Origin of the sequence: Endozoicomonas montiporae CL-33 (genome assembly GCF_001583435.1) — a bacterium.
Lineage (GTDB): Bacteria > Pseudomonadota > Gammaproteobacteria > Pseudomonadales > Endozoicomonadaceae > Endozoicomonas_A > Endozoicomonas_A montiporae.
This window is the reverse complement of the sequence record NZ_CP013251.1, coordinates 3778193-3798259: the sequence shown is the minus strand read 5'-3', so window position 1 is coordinate 3798259 and position 20067 is coordinate 3778193. Positions and strand designations below refer to the sequence as shown.

Sequence of the window (20067 nt, the reverse complement as noted above, 5' to 3'; positions counted from 1 at the left end):
AAAAAACAGGCATGCAAGCTCTGGAGCCCGTGAAACCAAACAAACTGGTTAAGCCGGGTCACATAGAAAAGCGTGAGTTTGAGTATACTCGTCATGGAACGCAAGCTTTGCTGGCCGGTATGGATGTGGCTACAGGAAAGATAATTCCTCTTATTAGAGATACTCGAACAGAGCAGGATTTTGCTGACTGGCTGGATCTTGTTCTGGCCAGTGACCCAAAGGCAGCAGGTTGGCATTTGGTCATGGATCAGCTCAATACACACATGTCAGAAGCGGCTGTCATGAAGGTTGCAGCTATCGAAAACACACCAGCTAATGAGCTTGGCGTCAAAGGTAAATCCGGTATTTTGAAAAATATGGAAACTCGGGCGGCTTACCTCAGTGACCCATCCCATAAAGTAGTATTTCATTACACGCCAAAGCACGCATCATGGCTGAATCAAATTGAAATCTGGTTTTCCATTTTGGTGAGACGGTTTTTGAAAAGAGGCATATTTACATCAACTGAAGACCTGAAAACCAGACTTCATGGTTTTGTAGATTTCTTCAATGAGCGGATGGCCAAGCCTTTTAAGTGGACTTATCGGGCTCGGCCTCTGCAAGCATAAGAGTGTATGGATATTAGAGCTTTCCAGCACTAGAGAAACGCCCAGCAGGGTGTTAAAATCCAACTGCCCTGTAGTCGTGAGCTGAGCTATAAAATTACGCTGTAAGCTGGCAGGAAGGTATACACCGCAATCAGATAAACGACTCAGACAATCAGTGCATACGCCTTCGGTAACAGGAGAGTTACCAGACAACGGATGCGTAGAACTCTGGATCGCGCATGTATCTGGAAATACGCTTTCCAGTCTTTGCAGCAGAGTGAATAAGGCTGAATAATTGTTGCTTTCAAATGCTTGTAGTAAGCGATTGTACCACGCAATTATAGACTGCATCCGGAAAAACATCGGTTCATCGGTGCTGGTCGTGATAATCAAAGACGGTCGTGACATGATATACGTCACCATATTGGTTGCAGAGTTAATACTGACCGAGACTGGAGAGCTGGGATCACTGCTTAATCTGGCTATTGTAATGGTGCCATCACGTGCGGCATTTTGCATACGTGTTTCATAATTATTCAGAGTTTCCCCCGGTTTTTGCTCACCATTCTCAAAACTCAGATTTTCCAGGCCAGTCTTTAAAAATTTAGATAATAAGTCGAAAACTTCATTGTATCTGGAGCCTATACGATCTGTATTCATCATAAACAGCCAGAAAAGCGTTTCTCTGAAGACCCATATCCAGTCTGTTTCCTGCTCAGATGATCCGGAGATGTTACGAGCCAAAGCTGTGGCATAGGCAATAATGAAACGGCCAAAGCTGAGGTCAAGTTGGACGTTAAAATAACTTTGCATACGTCTCACCCCGGTTAAAATAATACCTGCCTGAAGTCGGCTTGAATAAGGTATTACCTCAAGGTCTCCCTGATGAGTTAGAACTCTCAGATAAGGTAGAAGTAGCTGGGATATAAGGTGTTGCATTTCAGTACTATCAATTATATTGCGAGTTTCATCGTCCTGAAGCAAACCAGATTCTGTGTTTCGTGTAATTTTTTGGATCTGCTGCAGAAATACCTCACCGGCCTCTCTGTAATGCTGGCATCGATCACAGTGCTGTTGAGGCTCAGACTCCTCACCACATTCGGGACAGCGATGGGCAAAAACACTTGTGACAAAGAACATTACAATAAGCAGACTGATGGTTTTAGACGCTTTTAACAACATCACTTCCCCTTTGTTTGGTTACAGTGAATTGTGATAAGCCGTTTTTCTGAATTATTATCAGGCTGTATCCGAGACCAGAAGTCTGTCAGACTTAAGGCTGTCCGACAGGCCTCAGGCTCTGTATTACTTATCCTCCAGTATCCATACGCTTCTGATAGCGTTGCGGTGCTGGTCAACCAAATGATTATGCTCCCGTTTCGGTGCTTGCCAGCGCACCGGCTTAATGAGCCAGAAATAGTGAGCCAGAAATTAAACGGTTACACAATAATAGACCCCAGCCAGATCTTCTGTCTGCACTGTGTAAAATAAAAATCTTCCCCCGACCAGCAGGGAAGATTCAGAGGCATTAAATCGTTTCTGCTACCATCTCGATAGCGCCCAGCGGGCACTCGGTGGCGCAGACACCGCAGCCTTTGCAGTAGTCATGGTCAATCTCGAAGCCCTGATCTTTGCCCAGCTTTTTAATGGCATTGTCCGGACAGAAGCCATAGCAGTTGTCGCATTCCATGCAGTTGCCACAGGACATACAGCGATGCGCTTCACGAATGGCCTGTTCTTCCGTGAAATCCCCTTTGACTTCCCTGAAATCGACAATGCGTTCATCGGCATCCAGTTTTGGACGATGATGACTGTTGGCGGGTGGATAGTAGTCCGTGTTCATCAGGTCAAAAGAAGCGATAACACGTTCTACCGGTTCCGGCGCAGGCTTATCGTTCAGCCACAGGTCAATGTTGCGGGCGGCTTTCTTGCCGTGACCAATGGCGGCAGTCACGGTACGAATAGACGGCACCATATCACCACCGGCAAAGATGCCAGGTACGCTGGTCATCATGCCCGGAGACACCGGCACTTCCCAGTCACCGGCTTTGGTGATGCCCATTTTTTCCATCACGCCCAACTCGGCACTCTGACCCAGAGCCATGACCACGGAGTCGGCGGCAACGGTCAGGTATTTTCCTGTCGGGAAAGGACGTCCTCTGTCGTCAGCTTCCATTCGTTCCAGAACGATTTCACCTTCACGAACTTCGTCGATAGTGTGCAGGTTGAAGAACTCAACACCTTCTGCCAGAGCGTCGTCGATTTCTTCCTGATGAGCCCGCATATGCTCCATATCACGGCGAATGATCATCTTCGGACGTTTCCCAGTAATACGCAGGGCAACCCGGGCAACGTCAATAGCCGTATTACCACCGCCCCAGACGACTACCGACCCTTTCAGACCATGATCTTCGCCGGTTTCAACTTTCCGCAGTACTTCGATACCGTCCAGAACTTTGACGTCTCCAGTCGTTTTTACGTCAACACGGCTGGGCATCCAGTTACCCACAGCGGTGAACACAGCATGGAAACCTTCAGCGCGCATCACTTCCTGAATGTCGTGTACCCGTGTGTTGGTACGAACTTCCACACCCATCGCCAGAATACGGGTGATTTCGGCATTGAGAACTTCTCTTGGCAGGCGGTAGCTGGGAATACCGTAGCGCAACATACCACCAAGATCCGGCATAGCTTCGTAAATGGTCACCGAGTGACCGGCACGGCGCAGGTGATAAGCCGCTGACAAACCACCGGGGCCGCCACCAATCACCAGAACCCGCTGACCTGTCAGCTTTTGTGGGCGTTCAAACTGCCAGCCGTGTTCCAGTGCGGTATCGCCAATAAACTTTTCAGTGGCATTGATCTGCACACTGCCATCAGTCATTTTGCGGTTACAACCGGACTGACAGGGGTGGTAGCAAACTCGTCCCATGGTGGCAGGCAGGGGGTTGTTCTGCACAATTTCCTGCCAGGCTGCATGAAAATCACCACGCTGGGCATGACTCAGCCAACCCTGAATGTTTTCACCGGCAGGGCAGGTGTCGTTACACGGCGGCAGGTTCTTTACGTACTCGGGGCGCAGGCTGCGCCAGCTGCCGGTTTTATTGCTGCGGCTGGAGCCCGGTTCCAGAGTGGTAGCAAAAGGAATCAGTCGTTGCATGATTAGACTCTCTCTCCCTGAAGCGGGTTTTCCAGCAGGTCAAAGGCTTTGATGTTGGCATCGGCGATGGCCTGAATGGCTTCCAGCTGATGTTCATTGCCTTTCTTGAAGACGTGGGCAAAACGACGCTGGCTTTTCAGGTAGGCTTTAACCGGCTCCGGGCAGGCAATTTTGCTGACCGCTGTCACCTGTCCGTATTCCGCCTCGTAAAGAGGGGTCAGACCACAGTTGTGTGCCTGTCGCGCCACCTTGATAGTGTCGCAGCTGGCAGTACCCCAACCCAGCGGACAGGGTACAAACACCTCGATATAGCGCGCACCGCGAATGCTCATGGCTTTGCGGACTTTGGCTTCCAGATCGCGAGGGTTACAGATGTTGGCTGTTGCCACGTAGGGAATACCATGAGCCATGGCGATTTTTGGCACACTTTTACCGATACCAAAATGGTTACCCGGATGTTCACCCACCGGCATGGTGGTGGCGGTACGTGCAGCACCCGGCGTCTGGCTGGAGCGTTGTACGCCAGTGTTCATGTAGGCTTCGTTGTTGTAGCAGATGTACAGTACGTCTTCGTTGCGTTCGAACATACCGGACAGACAGCCCATGCCGATATCGGTGGTGCCGCCGTCGCCGCCCTGAGCAATAACCCGCACATTGTCTTTGCGCTGAATTTTCATGGACTGGGCAATGCCGGAAGCGACTGCCGCTGCGTTACCAAACAGCGAGTGCAGCCATGGCGTGCGCCAGGCGGATTCCGGGTAAGGGGTGGAAAATACTTCCAGACAGCCGGTGGCATTGACAACAATCAGTTCGCCATCGGTGGCATCCAGAGCGGTATCAATGGCGTGGCGGGCACCCAGTGCTTCACCACAGCCCTGACAGGCACGATGGCCGGAATCCAGACTGTTTGGGCGATCGGTTTTGCCCTGAAGGCTGTCGCCTACCTCGGACAGACGGTTACTGATGGTCAGATCGCCGGTCTGCTGGTGTTTGATGACCGCTTCTTTGGCCGGGAAATGAAGAATTTGAGATTGCATAGTGGTATTCGTTTCCTCGGTCAGATGATGCGATCCAGTACCGCAGATTCACGGGTCACTTCACGATCCAGTGTGGCATGATCCAGATCCAGTACCTCAAAACCGGTGCGCTGGTCGCAACCGGCAAACAGCGTGCGGATGGACTTTCTGGTCACCGGACGACCACCCAGACCTGCAATCACAGACTGCACTTCAATACCGGTGCCCGCCAGAGCGGCCACCACATCCTGATAGACAATGCCGCCCATGCCCGGAGTGAAGGATTTTTCCAGTACCACTACACGTTTTGCGCCGTTTACTGCTTCTTTCAGGGCTTCGGTGGGGAAAGGGCGATAGGTACGCAGAGTGACCGCGTTGATGGATTCACCCTGATCTCGTAGTTCATTCACCACTTCTTTGGCGGTGCCAATGACTGAACCCATGGTGACCAGAACCGTGTCGGCTTCACCTTCATAGTGTTTCTTCACCAGACCACCCGAATCACGCCCGAAGATATTGGCAAAGGCTTCCATCTGGGCAGGGATTACCTCGAGTGCACGCTCCATGCGTTTATGAGCCAGCATACGAACTTCGGTAAACGCTTCCGGGCCAACCAGTGCTCCCATGGTGACAGGGTCTTGCGGGTCGAGTTTCTGGAAAGGCTGGAAAGGTGGCAGAAAACGATCCACCTGTTCCTGCTCCGGCATATCAACACGAACATATGCGTGGGTCAGGATAAAGCCATCCATGTTGACCATAACGGGCAGACCGAGGCTTTCAGCCAGACGGAATGCCTGAATATGAACGTCGATGGACTGCTGATTGTTTTCCACAAACAGTTGAATCCAGCCAGCGTCGCGTACTGACATGGCATCACTGTGGTCATTCCAGATGTTCAGTGGCGAACCAACGGCACGGTTACCCACGGTCATGACGATGGGCAGACCCATACCGGATGCGTTATAAACCGCCTCAGCCATAAACAGCATGCCCTGACTTGAGGTGGCAGTGTAAGTACGACTACCGGCAGCGGATGAACCGATGCAGGCGCTCATGGCACCAAACTCGGACTCCATATTCATAAAGCTGCAGTCTGCCAACTCACCGCTTTTGACCAGTTTACCAAGGGATTCAACGATGTGGGTCTGGGGGGTGATCGGATAGCAGGACACCACCTGTGGACGACACAGGGCAACCGCTTCACCGACGGCGTAAGAGCCATCCATCTGCTTCAGCATGGCTGTTCCTCTTTCATACGTTCCTTGATGAGATCGAAGGCAGCATCGGCTGCCCTGATATTCTTTTCTGCCACCGGCTTCGGAAATTTCTGGGTAATGGCAGCCCCCAGAGATTCTCTGGAAAACGAATCGAGAATGGCGGAGAAGGCTCCCAGCAGAACCGTGTTTGGGGTTGGGCGACCCAGATACTCCAGAGCCAGCTCAGTGCCCGGCAAACAATGAACGCGGCCTTCAGGAAGGTGTTCAATCTGACGTTCGATACCCAGCTCTTCGATGGATCGGGAACTGTTGATCAAAACGTAGCCATTGTCGCTCAGTCCGGAAAAAACGTTCATGGACTGGAGCAGGGAAGGGTCCTGAATAATCAGTACATCGGGTTCGGAAACCGGTTCACGCAGTTCGATGTCCTGATCGCTGATGCGAACATAGGCTTCTACCGGAGCGCCCATACGCTCTGAGCCAAAACTGGGAATAGCCTGGGCGTGAGCCCCTTCGTGAAACAGGGCGATGGACAGCATTTCTGCAGCCGACACAACGCCCTGACCACCACGGCCATGAATGCGGACTTGTAACATAGGTGTATGCTCGCAAATAAGATGCCCAAGAGGACACCAACGGTTTAACCAGTGAGTACTTACTGGCTGATTCTATCTGGCAGGTAACAGACACTGTTTGTTAATGAAGGGGATTCACTGAGCAATGCATGAGCGAGACAACGGCATAACGGACAGACAAATGCTGTAACAGTCTTCTACAGAAGAACGTTTCAGCAACTTTGTAATAAGTATTTTTTGTTATCAGTCGAGTTGTCACTATTACAGCTTTGAATTTGAATCAACACTCATCAGCAAGGCAGTGGGCAAGCAGTGGCAAAAAAATGTGCCTCTGCATTATTGAACTTCCCGAGGAAAACAGCCCATAAACACAGCATATTTTAGAAGTCGATACTCCGAAAATAGCTGTAGGAATTATATAGAATTTGACCATCAGGTTAAATAATACGGCGCTTATATTTCATGTAAAAGAAATCTTAAGTAGTTATTAGTTATAGAAATTCGAAAGCTGCCACTCTTCTTTATAGGAATAGACATCTATCAGGATTCCTGATTTTATTGCCTTCTGTGTCTGCTCCCAGAAATCTACACCATATAAGTCATGATGCAGCCTATCAAAATGTTGTTTTGCCTGTGAGTGTCCGGCAAAGAATATTGGAAACTGTTCCGGGAATACATCATCTTCGCCAATATCAAACCAGGGTTGTTCGGCCAGAGCGTCTATTTCATTTTCCGGCTTGGGCAGTGCGCGGAAATGGCAGTCGGTCAGTGGACAAATTTCGTCATAATCGTAAAAAACAACCCGCCCCCATCGTGTTACACCGAAGTTTTTAATCAGCATATCACCGGGGAAAATGTTGGCAGCTGCCAGTTGTTTAATGGTTCTTCCGTAGTCATCTATAACGGCTTTCAGTGCTGATTCCGATGCATCTTTAATATAAAGATTCAGCGGTTGTACTTTGCGCTCAACATAAACATGTTTAAGAATCAGGGCATTGCCGGAAAGAGTGATACTGTCTGCGACTTCCGAGGTCATTTCTTCCAGCAGCTCATCGGAAAATCGCTGGCGATCAAAAGCCAGGTAGTTAAACTCGTGGGTATCGACCAGGCGTCCAACTCTGTCCGCCTGTTTGACAAAATCGTATTTATCCATGACCTCTTGGCGGTTACTGGTTTTGGGTGGGCGGAAGCGGTCACGTATCACCTTGTAGACATAATCTGAGTCCGGTGTGGTAAACACCAGCATGACCATGCCTTTGACGCCAGGGGCACTGACGTATTGTGTCGTTCTGGGCATACGTTTTGTGTAGTCTACCTTGAACCGGTAAAACTCGGTTTTGGCATGTTTGATAAAGCCAATGGCATTAAACAGTTCAAATCGCTCTTTGTTCGGCAGCAGTGAACACAGGTAATCCACATAGCGAACGGGCTGGTCGGTATCCACCATAAAATAGGATCGGGCAAAACCAAACAGCTTACTGAGCTGTTCTTCGCCAATAATAAACGCGTCAAGGTAGAGACAGATGTTTCCCTGACTGTTTTTCCGATTGAGCAGGGCAATGGCGAATGGCAGACGTTCGCCGGACATGGAATCCATTAATTGCCCAACAATATAGGCCGCTTTATTGCGGAAAAACAGCGAGCGGCCGAACTCGACAACATAACTTTGCTTTGTCAGCAGCACCGGGTTTATTTTTTCCAGCACACTGTGAGCGGCTTTCAGGTCGCGCTCAAGGTTTTCAAAGGGTATTCGCAATGGGAAGACATTCAGTACCTGCCTGATACCGTCAATAACGCCTTCACTTTCGGTGAACCGGTAAAGGATGTTATCCGTTGACTTGGGGGCGGGCCGGAACTTTTCCTGCAAAATAAAGCGATGCACATCGCGTATCTTCTGTTGCACAAGCAGGGTGCCATAGATCGAGTTAAAAAAGGTCTGGGCAATCAGCGCATTCTCATGGTCGGCAACCAGCTGGGCGTAGTCGTTTTTTGCTCGTTGCCAGACATCGGAATGATCCAGTTCTTGATACGCAATCACCTTGACAGCATCACACACCAGTTCAACCTTGTTTTCATAGATCTGCAGACGCTGTCGCATGGCATCCTGAACTTCCTGCCAGGCTGCCCGTTCAAATCGTGACTGAGCTCCCAGTGTGATGTTGAGAAACTCGGCAAACATGGATTCAAAACCGGCAAGAATGGCTCGTGCCAACTTATGGGACAACTGTTGTTCGGTGATGGAGGGAAGCATGGGGTGCGTCGTTGTTGTTATCGTTGCGGTATTTTCTACACAAGACACCTGATATGGCAATACTTTCTGTGATTACACTGACGTCGATAACGCTCTTGGCTCAGGGTGTTATCGACGTCCATCAAAATTAATGGCTGTAGGCTACGGGAAAGCGATTGCTTGTCCGGTTTGCAAAAGATACCAGTGCCAGCATCACCGGCACTTCAACCAGAACACCGACAACAGTGGCAAGAGCGGCTCCGGAGTTCAGGCCAAACAGACTGATAGCCACTGCAACAGCCAGCTCAAAGAGGTTGGATGCGCCGATCATACCGCCCGGTGCAGCAACACTGTGTGGCTCTTTCCATTTGTACATCCAGAAATAGGCAATGGCGAAGATAAGGACGGTCTGAATGATCAATGGAATGGCAATCAGGATAATATCCAGCGGGTTAGCAAGAATCTGATGCGCCTGAAAACCGAACAACAGAATAACAGTACTGATGAGTCCCAGTATGGAAAGAGGTTTAACACGGGCACCGAATGCATGAAGGGCATCGTTGCTTCTGAGTACTTTACGGGTTAGCAATCCTGCCAGTAGTGGAATAACAATATAGAGGGCAACTGCCAGAATCAGAGTACTCCATGGTACGGTCACATTGGTGACACCCAGCAGGAATGCAGCAATGGGAGCAAAGGCTACGACCATAATCAGGTCATTCACGGCGACCTGAACCAGAGTGTAATTGGCATCACCTTTTGTCAGCTGGCTCCAGACAAATACCATAGCGGTACACGGAGCCACTCCCAGAAGAATCATTCCGGCAATGTAATCATTGGCCAGATCGGGAGTGATCAGGCCCATAAAGTCACCGAACAGGTGACGTATAAACAGGATGCCCAGAAGAGCCATGGTAAAGGGTTTGATCAGCCAGTTAACCGTCAGAGTGACGATCAACCCTTTTGGACGACGATGTATGTTTTTAATGGCAGAAAAATCAATCTGGATCATCATCGGGTAAATCATTAACCAGATCAGCACGGCAATAATGAAGTTGATGTTGGCGTATTCCAGACTTCCCATCCAGGCAAAGCTGTCAGGAAACAGAATGCCTCCCGCAAGGCCTGCCATCATTGCCAGCCCAACCCAGACACTCAGGTAGCGTTCGAAAATACCCATTGTCTATTCTCCTGTCTTATTTCAATTATCGATTATCGTCGAATAACGATATTGAAAGGTAAAAAAATGCCTGCAAAGCAGGCGTTATGCCAGATAGCCCAGTAGATTGTTAAGTCTTGCAAGGGCTTCAGGCTGCAGGCTGAAACAGGTTCTTGGATGTTGAACTTCAGCATCTACAAGACCGGCCTGCTTTAGAATTCTCAGATGTTCTGACACGGTGGACTGAGCCAGCCCCAGCTGTTTGACCAGATCTGTACCCAGACAGCCACCACTGGCCAGTATTTTCAGCAGTCTGACGCGGGCTGGATGAGCAATGGCTTTGGCGAAACCGGCCAACTCTTTTTCAGTAGCTTCATCAAACCGGAGGTGATCCAGATTATTCAGGCATTTGGACACATCACAAATCCACAATCGTTAAATGACGATTGAAAGATATTCTTTTCGGACAAAGAATGCAAGCATCAATCTTATTTGCACCGATCTTTATTCTGGACTCTTGGTAGCTTTGTACCGTCGATTGAAGTACGGACACCACACGCAAAGGCTCGGTTCATACACTGGTTGTTTTTGTCCCGAAGCTCTATACCGGCAGCTTTAAACTCTACTTCAAGACGACAGTTCAAGTCTTCTTGAGGATAATTTTCGTTATAGATCAACATGCCCTGTTCCAGAGAAACAGGCAGCGCCTCGCCATCCTCTCTGGAAATCTCACAGATATGCCAGTTTGCTCCCCAGAGAAATCCCTTTATGAAATACGTCCCCTGTCCTTTACTGATGCTGATAAAGCTGGTTTTAAGGTCGGATTCGCCACTGACAAGGTCTTCGATTATGTCGCTGCGAGCGTAACAACCTTCCAGCGTGTTCGTGGGTTGAGCTGGCGTATCAGCTGCTGGAGAACTCTGGATCATAATGACGGATAAACTACAGAGGGCGATAGCAAGATATTGAACCATTTTCATCACCGGTAATAGATCGGGCAATTTCAACACTGTTGATCTGAGAATAAAGAGTCTGCTTGTTCAGTTATAGCCCATGTATGATAAGAGTTTGTGTTGATAAATCTTTTACCGACCGACTGAGAAAAACAAAGAAGCAAAGAGTGCGTATTCTATAATGCTCCTCCACTCAGGCAGTTTGGTATAAGGAAACTTAAATGAAGTTTTCAGGTGTGACTCTGGTTTGTTCCCTTATGCTGGTTGCTACCGGGAGTTATGGTAATGACTTATCTGATCCGACTCTGGTTGAGATCAATCGTCGTACTGAGGAAAAGCCGTATATATCCAAGCAGTACTATCCTGACTGGCTAAAGTCTTCGCACAATCTCTCAGGTAAAATATTGACTCTTGCCCGCGCCTGGATCGCTCTTGGTGCTGATATTGACCAGCAGGTTAACTATGTAAAAGCGCTTTTGCCCGACAGTGGTGTTAATCCGCAAGACCCTGTACTTTTTTCAGAAACGGAATTAGCAGGGCTTAATATGAGTATGCCTGCCAGATCGTCACGTACACCGTTTGAAAAAGGTGGCATGCCTGACAGACCCATTGGCCATTTAGAGGCGTTATTCGGTCACTATGGCGGGGTGGATGAGATTCAACAATTGTTCGCAACTAACGAACTAAAACCTTCCAAACTGATCCGGAATATTTATTCGTGGTACGACAATCAGTTGTCTGGAAACATGAAAGATGTACTGATTGCACGTCATGATGGTGTTGCCATGTATGCGGCTTATGATTCGGATCGTCGGTGGGAGAAGTGTTTTTCAGTCTATAAGGGCTCTATAGCCGACTGAAAAAAAGATTCGATTATAAAAGAGCTGGATGGTGTTCCGATTGCCGTGAAATCTGAAATAAGCGTTACAGGTTACTATACGACGGCAGGACTTGATCATAAAAAAGTATCGGAGCAGCCTCTGTTTGTCAGAACGATTGAGGAAACTGAGTCCGAAGTTATCCGACGACTAAAGGCAAAAGGGGCTATTGTACTGGGGTTAACCAATCAGCATATTTTCGGGCTTGGGGCGACCGGAGAAAACCCTCACTTTCCCAACGTGACTAATCTTTTCAGTCCTTCCCACGTTCCGGGCGGTTCCTCAAGTGGCAGTGCGCTGATGGTGGGGCTTGGACTGTCACCATTAACGGTAGGAACTGATGGCGGAGGATCTGTATCTATCCCGGCCTCAGTGAATGGCTTGCCGGGTCTGAAGCCGACCTATAACAAACTGTCCACAGTTAATTATGACAATGCAGCTCCGGGTCTGGTGGCTATCGGGCTCATTGGCCAACGCTTTAAAGATATTGCTCTGGGCTATCAGGTTTCCAGTGGACGCTATCTCACACAGGCAGTGGACAAAGCTCTGAATGACCTCAAAATTGGCATTGACCCTGACTGGCTGGAACATGCAGATAAAGAGGTTTCAGAAAAAACAATGGAATGTCTTGACCGGTTGGGTACAAGGCTTAAAAAACGTCAGAGTCGCAACGACAGTATTTTCGTCAGAATGCAGTTTATGCCGGAAAATACAGGCGAAAAGAACTGGAGAAAACAACTCTGGGCAACCCATATGATCCTGTTTGGGCATGGCGAAGCGAAGGGAAAGTTTAAATTTGTCGGTAAAGGCATACCCTACGAAACAGAAATGGCGTTGTTGATGGGGAAAGCCCTGTCTGAGGATCAGGTCAATCGCGCCAGACAAAACCAAAAGCTGCTGACTGAGCATTTTGAAAATAATATCTTCTCCAGAGTCGATGTGATTGTTATGCCAACGACGTTAACCACTGCGCCGAAAAAAGTAAGCACCTGGTTCACTAACACATCGGGCGAGTTGAATTTATCCAATGCTTACCTTCTGGCATTTAATACATCACTGGCCAATCTGACAGGTGGCCCAAGGGTAACGATACCCTGTGGCTTTGATCACGAAAACCTGCCTTTTGGTTTACAGGTGATTGGCAGTGACCACAGTGAATATCTATTGCTTGCGCTGGGTGGTGAGCTTGAGCAGGAAATGGGCGCAGAGTTGAAAGAAAAGGCGGATATTAATACGTTTGTGAAACGCTTTAAGCCCGGTGAAACCCGATCAGCTTCGGTAGACGCTCACAGTGAGCTTTAGGTGAGGGGCGAATGACAGAAACGGCTGCTCTATAAAGAGCAGCCGAACAGGGCAGTTGATGTGTATTAACCAGAAAGGTGTTTAACCAAACTGATTCATCGTGTTGTCTTCACCACTGGCTTTCAGGGCCGCATCGCCTGAGAAGTATTCTTTGTGATCGTCACCGATATTGGAGCCCGCCATATCCTGATGCTTAACCGTGGCAATGCCACCGCGGATTTCACGTCGCTGAACATCACGCACATAAGCCAGCATGCCATCTTCACCAAAGTAGTTCTTCGCCAGATCATCGGTAGACAGTGCCGCAGTGTGGTAGGTCGGCAGGGTGATCAGGTGATGGAAAATGCCTGCCTGTTTGGCGGCATCGCGCTGGAAGTTCTGGATACGCAGATCAGCTTCCTGAGCCAGTTCACTACTGTCGTATTCTGTACTCATCAGCTGGTCACGTTTGTAACCATCCAGTGCTTTGCCGTCTTCCTGCCACTTATCGAATACCTGCTGACGGAAGTTCAGGGTCCAGTTAAAGGATGGTGAGTTGTTGTAGACCAGCTTGGCATCGGGTACTGCCGCACGAATTCGTTCAACCATTCCGGCAATCTGTCCAATATGCGGCTTCTCGGTTTCAATCCACAGCAAGTCAGCACCGTGTTGTAGTGAAGTGATGCAGTCCAGAACCACGCGGTCTTCACCGGTACCGGACTTAAAGCGGAACAAACCGTTTGGCAGACGCACCGGGCGGGTTAACTGACCATCGACTTTCATCAACAGGTCATTATCTTCTGCGCTGTCCAGTGTCACGGCTTCTGTTTCAAGGAATGCGTTGTATTGTGAAGCCAGATCACCAGGCTGTTGGGAAACAGGGATTTTCTGAGTCAGGCCTGCACCCAGAGAGTCGGTACGGGCAACAATCACACCGTCTTCAATGCCCAGCTCCATAAAGGCGTAACGAACGGCATTGATTTTTGCCAGGAAGTCTTCATGGGGAACGGTGACTTTGCCGTCCTGATGACCACACTGTTTGGCATCAGAGACCTGGTTCTCGATCTGGATGCAGCAGGCACCGGCTTCAATCATTTTCTTGGCCAGCAGGTAAGTAGCCTCTTCATTACCAAAACCTGCATCAATGTCGGCAATGATAGGGACGACATGTGACTCGTAATTATCGATCTTGTTGAGAATGTCGTCTGCTTTTTCTTTATTACCGTCTTGTCTGGCTGTATCCAGTTCCCGATACAGGTGATTCAGCTCCCATGCGTCAGCCTGACGCAGGAAAGTGTAGAGTTCTTCGATCAGGGCTGGTACCGACGTTTTTTCATGCATGGACTGATCAGGCAGAGGGCCGAACTCGGAGCGTAATGCCGCAATCATCCAGCCGGACAGATACAGGTAACGACCTTTAACCGTTGAGAAATGCTTTTTAATTGAGATAAGTTTCTGCTGACCCACAAACCCGTGCCAGCACCCCAGCGACTGGGTGTACTGTTCAGGGTTTTCATCGTATGCTGCCATGTCCCTGCGCATCACCGTAGCGGTGTGGCGGGCAATATCCAGTCCGGTCTGGAAGCGGTTCTGTAATCGCATGCGAACAATATGTTCAGGGTTCAGAGCCTGGGATTCGTTGATGCGTCCCTGCAACTGCGTTATGGCATTCTGATAGTTAGACATGGTCGTCCTCTGCTGTTTTTATTGTCAACATTTTTCATCACAGATTGTGATTAAAAAAATGGTTCTTTTAATATGGCTCTTATAAAAAAGCGTCATCGCTAAAGGCTGTTTAGGGTCTGCTCACTTGATTAGCCCGGATATTTCATAAACAAGCAGCAACTACCATCCCATCCTCTTAATTTTGGACTTTTCCGCAAGCCTGTTGCTCTGTTAACCATGTGAAAGACATTGCAGCCCATACTTGCTTACAGATTAGACGCTAATCAACGAATCCTGCTATTTCAGGATAACGGAAAGCCCCAAGGCTCTTTCATCTGGTTGCTATGTACCTTGATTGAGTCTTATGAAAGTTGCTACCCCGGTCGAAGTATCGGCATCTGGTAAAAGACTTCTGTCACATGCTGCAAAAGCCTCTTGAATGGGCAGCTACGCGGCAGATGAAGTTTAATTCGGTCTTTATATTCAACCACTTTGACTGCAACTTTACAGAGCTTCATGATCACCGTTGATGGCTGCGCTTTTTCCAGCTCCGTACCTTTCAAAGTCTTGGTTCTTAACTCATAGTGCAAAACATAAGCGGCACAGGCATAAAACATTCTCAAATGGTTAGCCAAAAAGCCCTGATCGGACAATCTGTCGCCGGACAGATCACTTTTCAGATGTTTGATGAAGTTCTCATCCTGTCCTCTTGGACAGTAAAGCTCTTCATAAATTACCTCTGGAGAAGCTTCCTTCATCGACGTCACAATGAAACGAGGGTTGTCGCCTTTTTGGTTGACCTCCGCCTTGTAAATTATCCGGGTATCGAGACCTTTCCAGCTCTTGGCCTGGTATTCTGCTTCCCCGTAAAGTCTGAGCCGATCAGGTTCTGGCATGTTGTTCAGTCTTGCCAGCTCAGTCTTGACCTTCAGAGCTTGACGCGCTTCATCCAACAACTCTTTGGCTTTTGGCCGCAAAGCCGTTTTGTGGCCTGCACCTTTGCCCAGGACATAATCCGAATGAGGGGCATTCTGAACCACCCACATTAACTCCGGTTGAGCGAAGTGGCTGTCTCCCCGAACCAGTAGATGGGTTTTCGGCCACTTTTTCCGAAGCAGCCGAATGACCCGTTCGAGAATGGCTGCATTTTCCTTGCCCGTTGGGGTTTTCCCCGGACGAAGAATCGCCGTAATCAGCTTGCCGCTGAGTCCCTCAAAAATCATCAGGGGCAAGTAGCAGTAGTCCTGATATTTGGCATTAAACAGGTTCATCTGCTGGCCACCATGAGTAATGGCCGGTGTATGATCAAGATCGATAACGATCACCGGAGGTGGCAGCTTGTAACTGCTGATAAAGTGATGCACAAATGCTTCAGCCATCCTGTAAATGTCGGAGCGGGTCATAGATTGTCCCAGCCGGGTAAAAGTGGGCGCTGATGCGAGATGGTTATCGCTGTCCAACGGATTGCGACCAGTGGCCAGTTTGAACATAGGGTCTTTACGCAAACGGTTACTGTCGTTGGCATCTTCATAGCCGCAGGCCATTTGCAGAACCCGCTGAACCAGAAGTTCTTTCAGGGAGTGGTCGATATAGGATTGATGGCGTCTGTCATTGATGGCATCAGTCATTTTGCAGATAAGACCGCTCTGCAGAATGGTTTCCCGTAGCAGCAGAGTGCCAAAGTCAGAAGATAACTCCCCACCATTGAAGTCTGCCCGGATGGTTTTTCCATTTGAGGGATGAAAACGAAGCTGTTCTTGTGTAGATTTGGGCATGGCAAGTTCCGGTTTGCTTCTTCCGAAGCTTTCTTTTGTTCGACCCAATTATATCAAGTGATTGGGCGGAACTTGCCTCCTTTTATGAAATATTCGGGTTAGATGATACCAATGACGCTTTAATAGAAAAAATTTATAATTTTTATTTACGGTATTGATTCGGTGAATATAAAAAAAAACAGATCTGAATTTACTGGTGTACCTTAATGTACTGCTGGAAGAGCGCAGTGTTTCCCGCGCTGCTGACAAACTGGCCATTACCCAGCCCGCCATGAGTAATGCTCTGAAACGCCTCAGGGAATTGTTCGATGATCCGATTCTGGTGCGTACAGCCGATGGCATGACGCCAACGGATAAAGCCGAAAAACTGAAGCCCGATATTGTTGAACTGCTCAGTCTCGCTTCCCAGATTACCCAGCCTGACCGTGATTTCTCCATCAGTCACAGTGAAGCCACTTTTCGGATCATGGCATCCGATTATATGGAAGCGGCACTGATTACTCCTTTTATTCGCAGTATTCTGGACAGTGCCCCGCATATTAATTTTGATCTGCTGTCACCGGGCGATGTCAGTCTGCACGATATGGAAAAGGGCACCATTGATCTTGCCATTAACCGGTTTACAGCCATGCCAAAGTCGTTTCATCAGGCGACAGTCTGGCGGGATAATTTCTGCTGTTTGTTGCATCGGGATCACCCTTATGTCAGCCAGCTGGATCTTGATACTTATCTGTCTGCTGAACATATCTGGGTAAACCGGACAGGCTGGGGAGCTGAATCGATTGCCAGCAATAAGTCAGGTGCCCAACGACTGGGCTGGGTGGACGAAGCGCTCTGGCAGCTCGATAAAACCCGTTCTATCCGGGTATTCACCCGTCACTATATGATGGTTGAGCTGTTACTGCAGCAGCCGAAATTGATTGCCACTATTCCACGACGCCTAGCAAGAATCTACCAGAACAGTGATGAGCTGACCGTCTGTCGTGTACCTTTTCAGATTGTGCCCTTTGAAATAAAGATGATCTGGAGCCCTTTACGACATCATTCAAAGGCACATCAGTGGCTGCGCCGTTCACTGTTGGAGTTCTCTGAAACGGTTTTAGATCGGTAGTGCTAGCAATTCTTCGCTAAATAACTAAAAATGTACATCATTCGTCGTATGGCTGTTACGAACAGATGGATGCTGAGAAGCATGGAGCACTATTCACAAAATCTATAGTAAAAATAAAAATTGATCATTTTTCATATAGTCCCGGTGCATTTAGTCTGAATACGTAACTATTTAAAACTCTGTCGAGCGTTGGAGATCGTATGGCCCCTCAGTTTCATTCAGACCAGGGATACAAGTCCAGAAGCAGGCTGTTTGTTGATACGCCGCTTATCCACTTTATTGAAAAAGAGTTGCTGCCGGGCAGTGGTGTGTCTGTTGAACAGTTTTATGAGTCTCTTGCCACGCTGGTGGACGAGTTTGGTAAAACCAACCGGGCTCTGCTGAAGAAGCGTCTTGATTATAAAAAAGACATTGACCAGTGGCACAGGGAACGGCGTGAGCAGAACATCGCCTTCGATGCTGATGCATTCGAGCAGTTCCTGCGTGACACAGGTTACATTGTTGAGGCGCCGGAACAGGTCCGTGTGACCACTGCAAAGGTTGACCCGGAACTGGCGAGTATTGCTGGTCCGCAACTGGTGGTGCCGGTCAAGAATGCCCGGTTTGCCCTGAATGCTGCCAATGCCCGCTGGGGCAGTTTGTACGACGCTCTCTATGGTACCGATGTGATTCCCGGCGAAGCCGGTCAGGGCTATGACCCTGAGCGTGGCGAGCAGGTGATCCGCTATGCCAGAGACTTACTGGATGAGCTGTTCCCTCTGCAACAGGGAAGCCACAGTGATGTCAGTCAGTATCGTGTGATGGATAACGGGTTTGCTGTTGAACTGTCGTCTGGTGCGATGACAACACTGGAACATTCCGATGCTTTCCGAGGGTTTCAGGGGTCTGCCAATGTGCCCTCAGCCATTCTGTTAAAAAATAACGGTCTGCATGTCGAAATTCAAATTGACCGTGAACACCTGATTGGCCGTACTGATAAGGCGGGTGTAAAAGATGTGGTTCTGGAATCTGCCATCACCGCTATTCAGGACTTTGAAGACTCAGTTGCAGCGGTGGATGCCGAAGACAAGGCTGAAGTGTATAGAAATATGCTGGGCCTTTATAAAGGTGATTTGTCGGCAGAGTTTCAGAAAGGCGCTAAAACCCTGCTTCGAACTCTGGAGCAGGATCGGGAGTATCGCTCATTATCCGGCGAGTCGTTCCGTCTGCCCGGGCGCAGTACTCTGTTAATTCGTAATGTCGGCCATCTGATGACCACGCCTGCGGTGCTGGACGAGCATTGTTGTGAAATACCGGAAGGCATTCTGGACTCACTGGTGACGGCGGTCATTGCCCGTTTTGATCTGGCGAAGAAAGAGTCTGACCCGGTGCGGAACAGTCGAACAGGCAGTGTCTATATTGTTAAACCCAAAATGCAGGGCCCGGAAGAAGTAGCCTTCTGCAGCCGGTTGTTTGCCCGTACCGAACAGCTGACCGGCCTGACTGACAATACCCTGAAAATGGGCATTATGGACGAAGAACATCGTACGACACTGAACCTTAAAGCCTGTATTGCCGCTGCCAGTGAGCGCGTTATCTTCATTAATACCGGCTTCCTTGATCGTACTGGCAGTGAAATGCACATGAACATGGAAGCGGGCCCCATGGTGCCTAAAACAGGGATGAAGCACCAGCAGTGGATCAGGTCCTATGAAGACTGGAATGTTGATGTTGGTTTGCAGTGCGGCCTGTCAGGTCATGCCCAGATTGGCAAGGGCATGTGGGCCATGCCTGATGCCATGGCCGATATGCTGACGGCAAAAATTGCACATCCGGAAGCGGGCGCAAACTGTGCCTGGGTACCGTCGCCAACGGCTGCTACCTTGCATGCCATTCATTATCATCGCGTCAGCGTCACTGATGTTCAGCAATCTCTGGAAGGCAGGCAGACGACATTCAGCGACTTATTGCAGGTGCCTGTAGTGGCTAACCAGAAGGAACTGAAGCCTGACGTCGTTCAAAGAGAGCTGGAGAACAATGCACAGGGCATTCTGGGCTATGTTGTGCGCTGGATTGATCAGGGTGTGGGTTGTTCCAAGGTGCCTGATATCAACAACGTCAACCTGATGGAAGACAGGGCAACATTGCGTATTTCAGCGCAGCATATTGCCAATTGGCTACACTATGGTGTTTGCAGTGAAGCGCAGGTGCGTGAAGTGTTCTATCGCATGGCTGCCATTGTGGATCAGCAAAATGTGAATACTGATGGCTATACACCCATGTGCGCCGACCTTGACGGCAGTACGGCATTCAGGGCAGCTTTGGCTCTGGTATTCAAAGGACTGGTTCAGCCTTCAGGCTATACCGAACCATTGTTGCATAAGTACCGCTATCGCCTGAAGCACGACCGTGACCTGAAAAGCGTGACCCAACAGTGTATTCAATCAAGAGAAGCGGTTGCAGAAGTCTAGGATCTGGGAG

General features: G+C 49.0%; 16 protein-coding genes. 5 read left to right on the top strand and 11 right to left on the bottom strand.

What is annotated here, in order from left to right; translation table 11 throughout:
• The first annotated feature begins 29 nt into the window (after positions 1-29).
• The gene (locus EZMO1_RS17390) at positions 30-608 is read left to right on the top strand and encodes a transposase (protein WP_413783212.1); all 579 of its coding nucleotides are present in this window, start codon (positions 30-32) and stop codon (positions 606-608) included.
• Here the strand turns inward: EZMO1_RS17390 and EZMO1_RS17385 are convergent.
• The 9 genes from EZMO1_RS17385 to EZMO1_RS17345 form a co-directional block, all read right to left on the bottom strand.
• Positions 501-1769, bottom strand: a complete 1269-nt coding sequence (locus EZMO1_RS17385) for a hypothetical protein (RefSeq protein WP_061509606.1) — start codon at positions 1767-1769, stop codon at positions 501-503. The genes EZMO1_RS17390 and EZMO1_RS17385 overlap by 108 nt on opposite strands.
• A gap of 346 nt (positions 1770-2115) precedes the next feature.
• Positions 2116-3747: an NAD(P)-binding protein gene (locus EZMO1_RS17380; protein WP_034876760.1), complete on the bottom strand. Its 1632-nt coding sequence runs from the start codon at positions 3745-3747 to the stop codon at positions 2116-2118.
• A 2-nt stretch (positions 3748-3749) separates the two neighbouring features.
• Positions 3750-4784: a thiamine pyrophosphate-dependent enzyme gene (locus EZMO1_RS17375; RefSeq protein WP_034876762.1), complete on the bottom strand. Its 1035-nt coding sequence runs from the start codon at positions 4782-4784 to the stop codon at positions 3750-3752.
• Between the two features lie 20 nt (positions 4785-4804).
• Positions 4805-6001: a transketolase C-terminal domain-containing protein gene (locus EZMO1_RS17370; protein WP_051790066.1), complete on the bottom strand. Its 1197-nt coding sequence runs from the start codon at positions 5999-6001 to the stop codon at positions 4805-4807.
• Positions 5995-6576, bottom strand: a complete 582-nt coding sequence (locus EZMO1_RS17365; protein WP_034876764.1) for a 2-oxoacid:acceptor oxidoreductase family protein — start codon at positions 6574-6576, stop codon at positions 5995-5997. Before EZMO1_RS17365 ends, EZMO1_RS17370 begins: the two co-directional genes overlap by 7 nt.
• Before the next feature lie 466 nt (positions 6577-7042).
• Complete coding sequence (gene aceK, locus EZMO1_RS17360; protein ID WP_034876766.1) at positions 7043-8806, bottom strand: bifunctional isocitrate dehydrogenase kinase/phosphatase; 1764 nt, start codon at positions 8804-8806, stop codon at positions 7043-7045.
• A gap of 127 nt (positions 8807-8933) precedes the next feature.
• Positions 8934-9965, bottom strand: a complete 1032-nt coding sequence (gene arsB / locus EZMO1_RS17355) for an ACR3 family arsenite efflux transporter (RefSeq protein ID WP_034876768.1) — start codon at positions 9963-9965, stop codon at positions 8934-8936.
• Positions 9966-10049: 84 nt separating this feature from the next.
• Positions 10050-10361, bottom strand: a complete 312-nt coding sequence (locus tag EZMO1_RS17350; RefSeq protein WP_051790068.1) for an ArsR/SmtB family transcription factor — start codon at positions 10359-10361, stop codon at positions 10050-10052.
• 71 nt (positions 10362-10432) lie between these two features.
• Complete coding sequence (locus EZMO1_RS17345; protein WP_051790070.1) at positions 10433-10918, bottom strand: hypothetical protein; 486 nt, start codon at positions 10916-10918, stop codon at positions 10433-10435.
• A 200-nt stretch (positions 10919-11118) separates the two neighbouring features.
• Here EZMO1_RS17345 and EZMO1_RS17340 point away from each other — a divergent pair, with 200 nt between their 5' ends.
• Together EZMO1_RS17340 and EZMO1_RS17335 are read left to right on the top strand one after the other, a co-directional pair.
• Complete coding sequence (locus tag EZMO1_RS17340; protein ID WP_034876770.1) at positions 11119-11757, top strand: hypothetical protein; 639 nt, start codon at positions 11119-11121, stop codon at positions 11755-11757.
• Positions 11758-11802: 45 nt separating this feature from the next.
• Entirely contained in the window at positions 11803-13077 is a 1275-nt protein-coding gene (locus EZMO1_RS17335; protein WP_034876772.1) for an amidase, read from the top strand.
• An 81-nt stretch (positions 13078-13158) separates the two neighbouring features.
• On the opposite strand, the gene EZMO1_RS17330 is transcribed toward EZMO1_RS17335, so the two are convergent.
• Together EZMO1_RS17330 and EZMO1_RS17325 are read right to left on the bottom strand one after the other, a co-directional pair.
• The gene (locus tag EZMO1_RS17330; protein WP_034876774.1) at positions 13159-14742 is read right to left on the bottom strand and encodes an isocitrate lyase; all 1584 of its coding nucleotides are present in this window, start codon (positions 14740-14742) and stop codon (positions 13159-13161) included.
• A 353-nt stretch (positions 14743-15095) separates the two neighbouring features.
• The gene (locus EZMO1_RS17325; RefSeq protein WP_034873155.1) at positions 15096-16496 is read right to left on the bottom strand and encodes an IS1380 family transposase; all 1401 of its coding nucleotides are present in this window, start codon (positions 16494-16496) and stop codon (positions 15096-15098) included.
• 196 nt (positions 16497-16692) lie between these two features.
• On the opposite strand from EZMO1_RS17325, the gene EZMO1_RS17320 reads away from it, so the two are divergent.
• Together EZMO1_RS17320 and EZMO1_RS17315 are read left to right on the top strand one after the other, a co-directional pair.
• Positions 16693-17607 carry a LysR family transcriptional regulator gene (locus EZMO1_RS17320; protein WP_236632029.1) on the top strand — a complete coding sequence of 305 codons (915 nt, stop codon included), beginning with the start codon at positions 16693-16695 and terminating at the stop codon, positions 17605-17607.
• A gap of 200 nt (positions 17608-17807) precedes the next feature.
• Positions 17808-20057: a malate synthase G gene (locus EZMO1_RS17315; protein ID WP_082212157.1), complete on the top strand. Its 2250-nt coding sequence runs from the start codon at positions 17808-17810 to the stop codon at positions 20055-20057.
• Positions 20058-20067 lie beyond the last annotated feature (10 nt).

What these genes read in the sequence shown, in the direction of transcription:
- EZMO1_RS17380 (WP_034876760.1), bottom strand. Translation starts at nt 3,747, where the DNA reads ATGCAACGACTGATTCCTTTTGCTACCACTCTGGAACCGGGCTCCAGC.
- EZMO1_RS17340 (WP_034876770.1), top strand. Translation starts at nt 11,119, where the DNA reads ATGAAGTTTTCAGGTGTGACTCTGGTTTGTTCCCTTATGCTGGTTGCT.
- EZMO1_RS17370 (WP_051790066.1), bottom strand. Translation starts at nt 6,001, where the DNA reads ATGCTGAAGCAGATGGATGGCTCTTACGCCGTCGGTGAAGCGGTTGCC.
- EZMO1_RS17375 (WP_034876762.1), bottom strand. Translation starts at nt 4,784, where the DNA reads ATGCAATCTCAAATTCTTCATTTCCCGGCCAAAGAAGCGGTCATCAAA.
- aceK (WP_034876766.1), bottom strand. Translation starts at nt 8,806, where the DNA reads ATGCTTCCCTCCATCACCGAACAACAGTTGTCCCATAAGTTGGCACGA.
- EZMO1_RS17325 (WP_034873155.1), bottom strand. Translation starts at nt 16,496, where the DNA reads ATGCCCAAATCTACACAAGAACAGCTTCGTTTTCATCCCTCAAATGGA.
- EZMO1_RS17345 (WP_051790070.1), bottom strand. Translation starts at nt 10,918, where the DNA reads ATGGTTCAATATCTTGCTATCGCCCTCTGTAGTTTATCCGTCATTATG.
- EZMO1_RS17365 (WP_034876764.1), bottom strand. Translation starts at nt 6,576, where the DNA reads ATGTTACAAGTCCGCATTCATGGCCGTGGTGGTCAGGGCGTTGTGTCG.
- EZMO1_RS17315 (WP_082212157.1), top strand. Translation starts at nt 17,808, where the DNA reads ATGGCCCCTCAGTTTCATTCAGACCAGGGATACAAGTCCAGAAGCAGG.
- EZMO1_RS17330 (WP_034876774.1), bottom strand. Translation starts at nt 14,742, where the DNA reads ATGTCTAACTATCAGAATGCCATAACGCAGTTGCAGGGACGCATCAAC.
- arsB (WP_034876768.1), bottom strand. Translation starts at nt 9,965, where the DNA reads ATGGGTATTTTCGAACGCTACCTGAGTGTCTGGGTTGGGCTGGCAATG.
- EZMO1_RS17385 (WP_061509606.1), bottom strand. Translation starts at nt 1,769, where the DNA reads ATGTTGTTAAAAGCGTCTAAAACCATCAGTCTGCTTATTGTAATGTTC.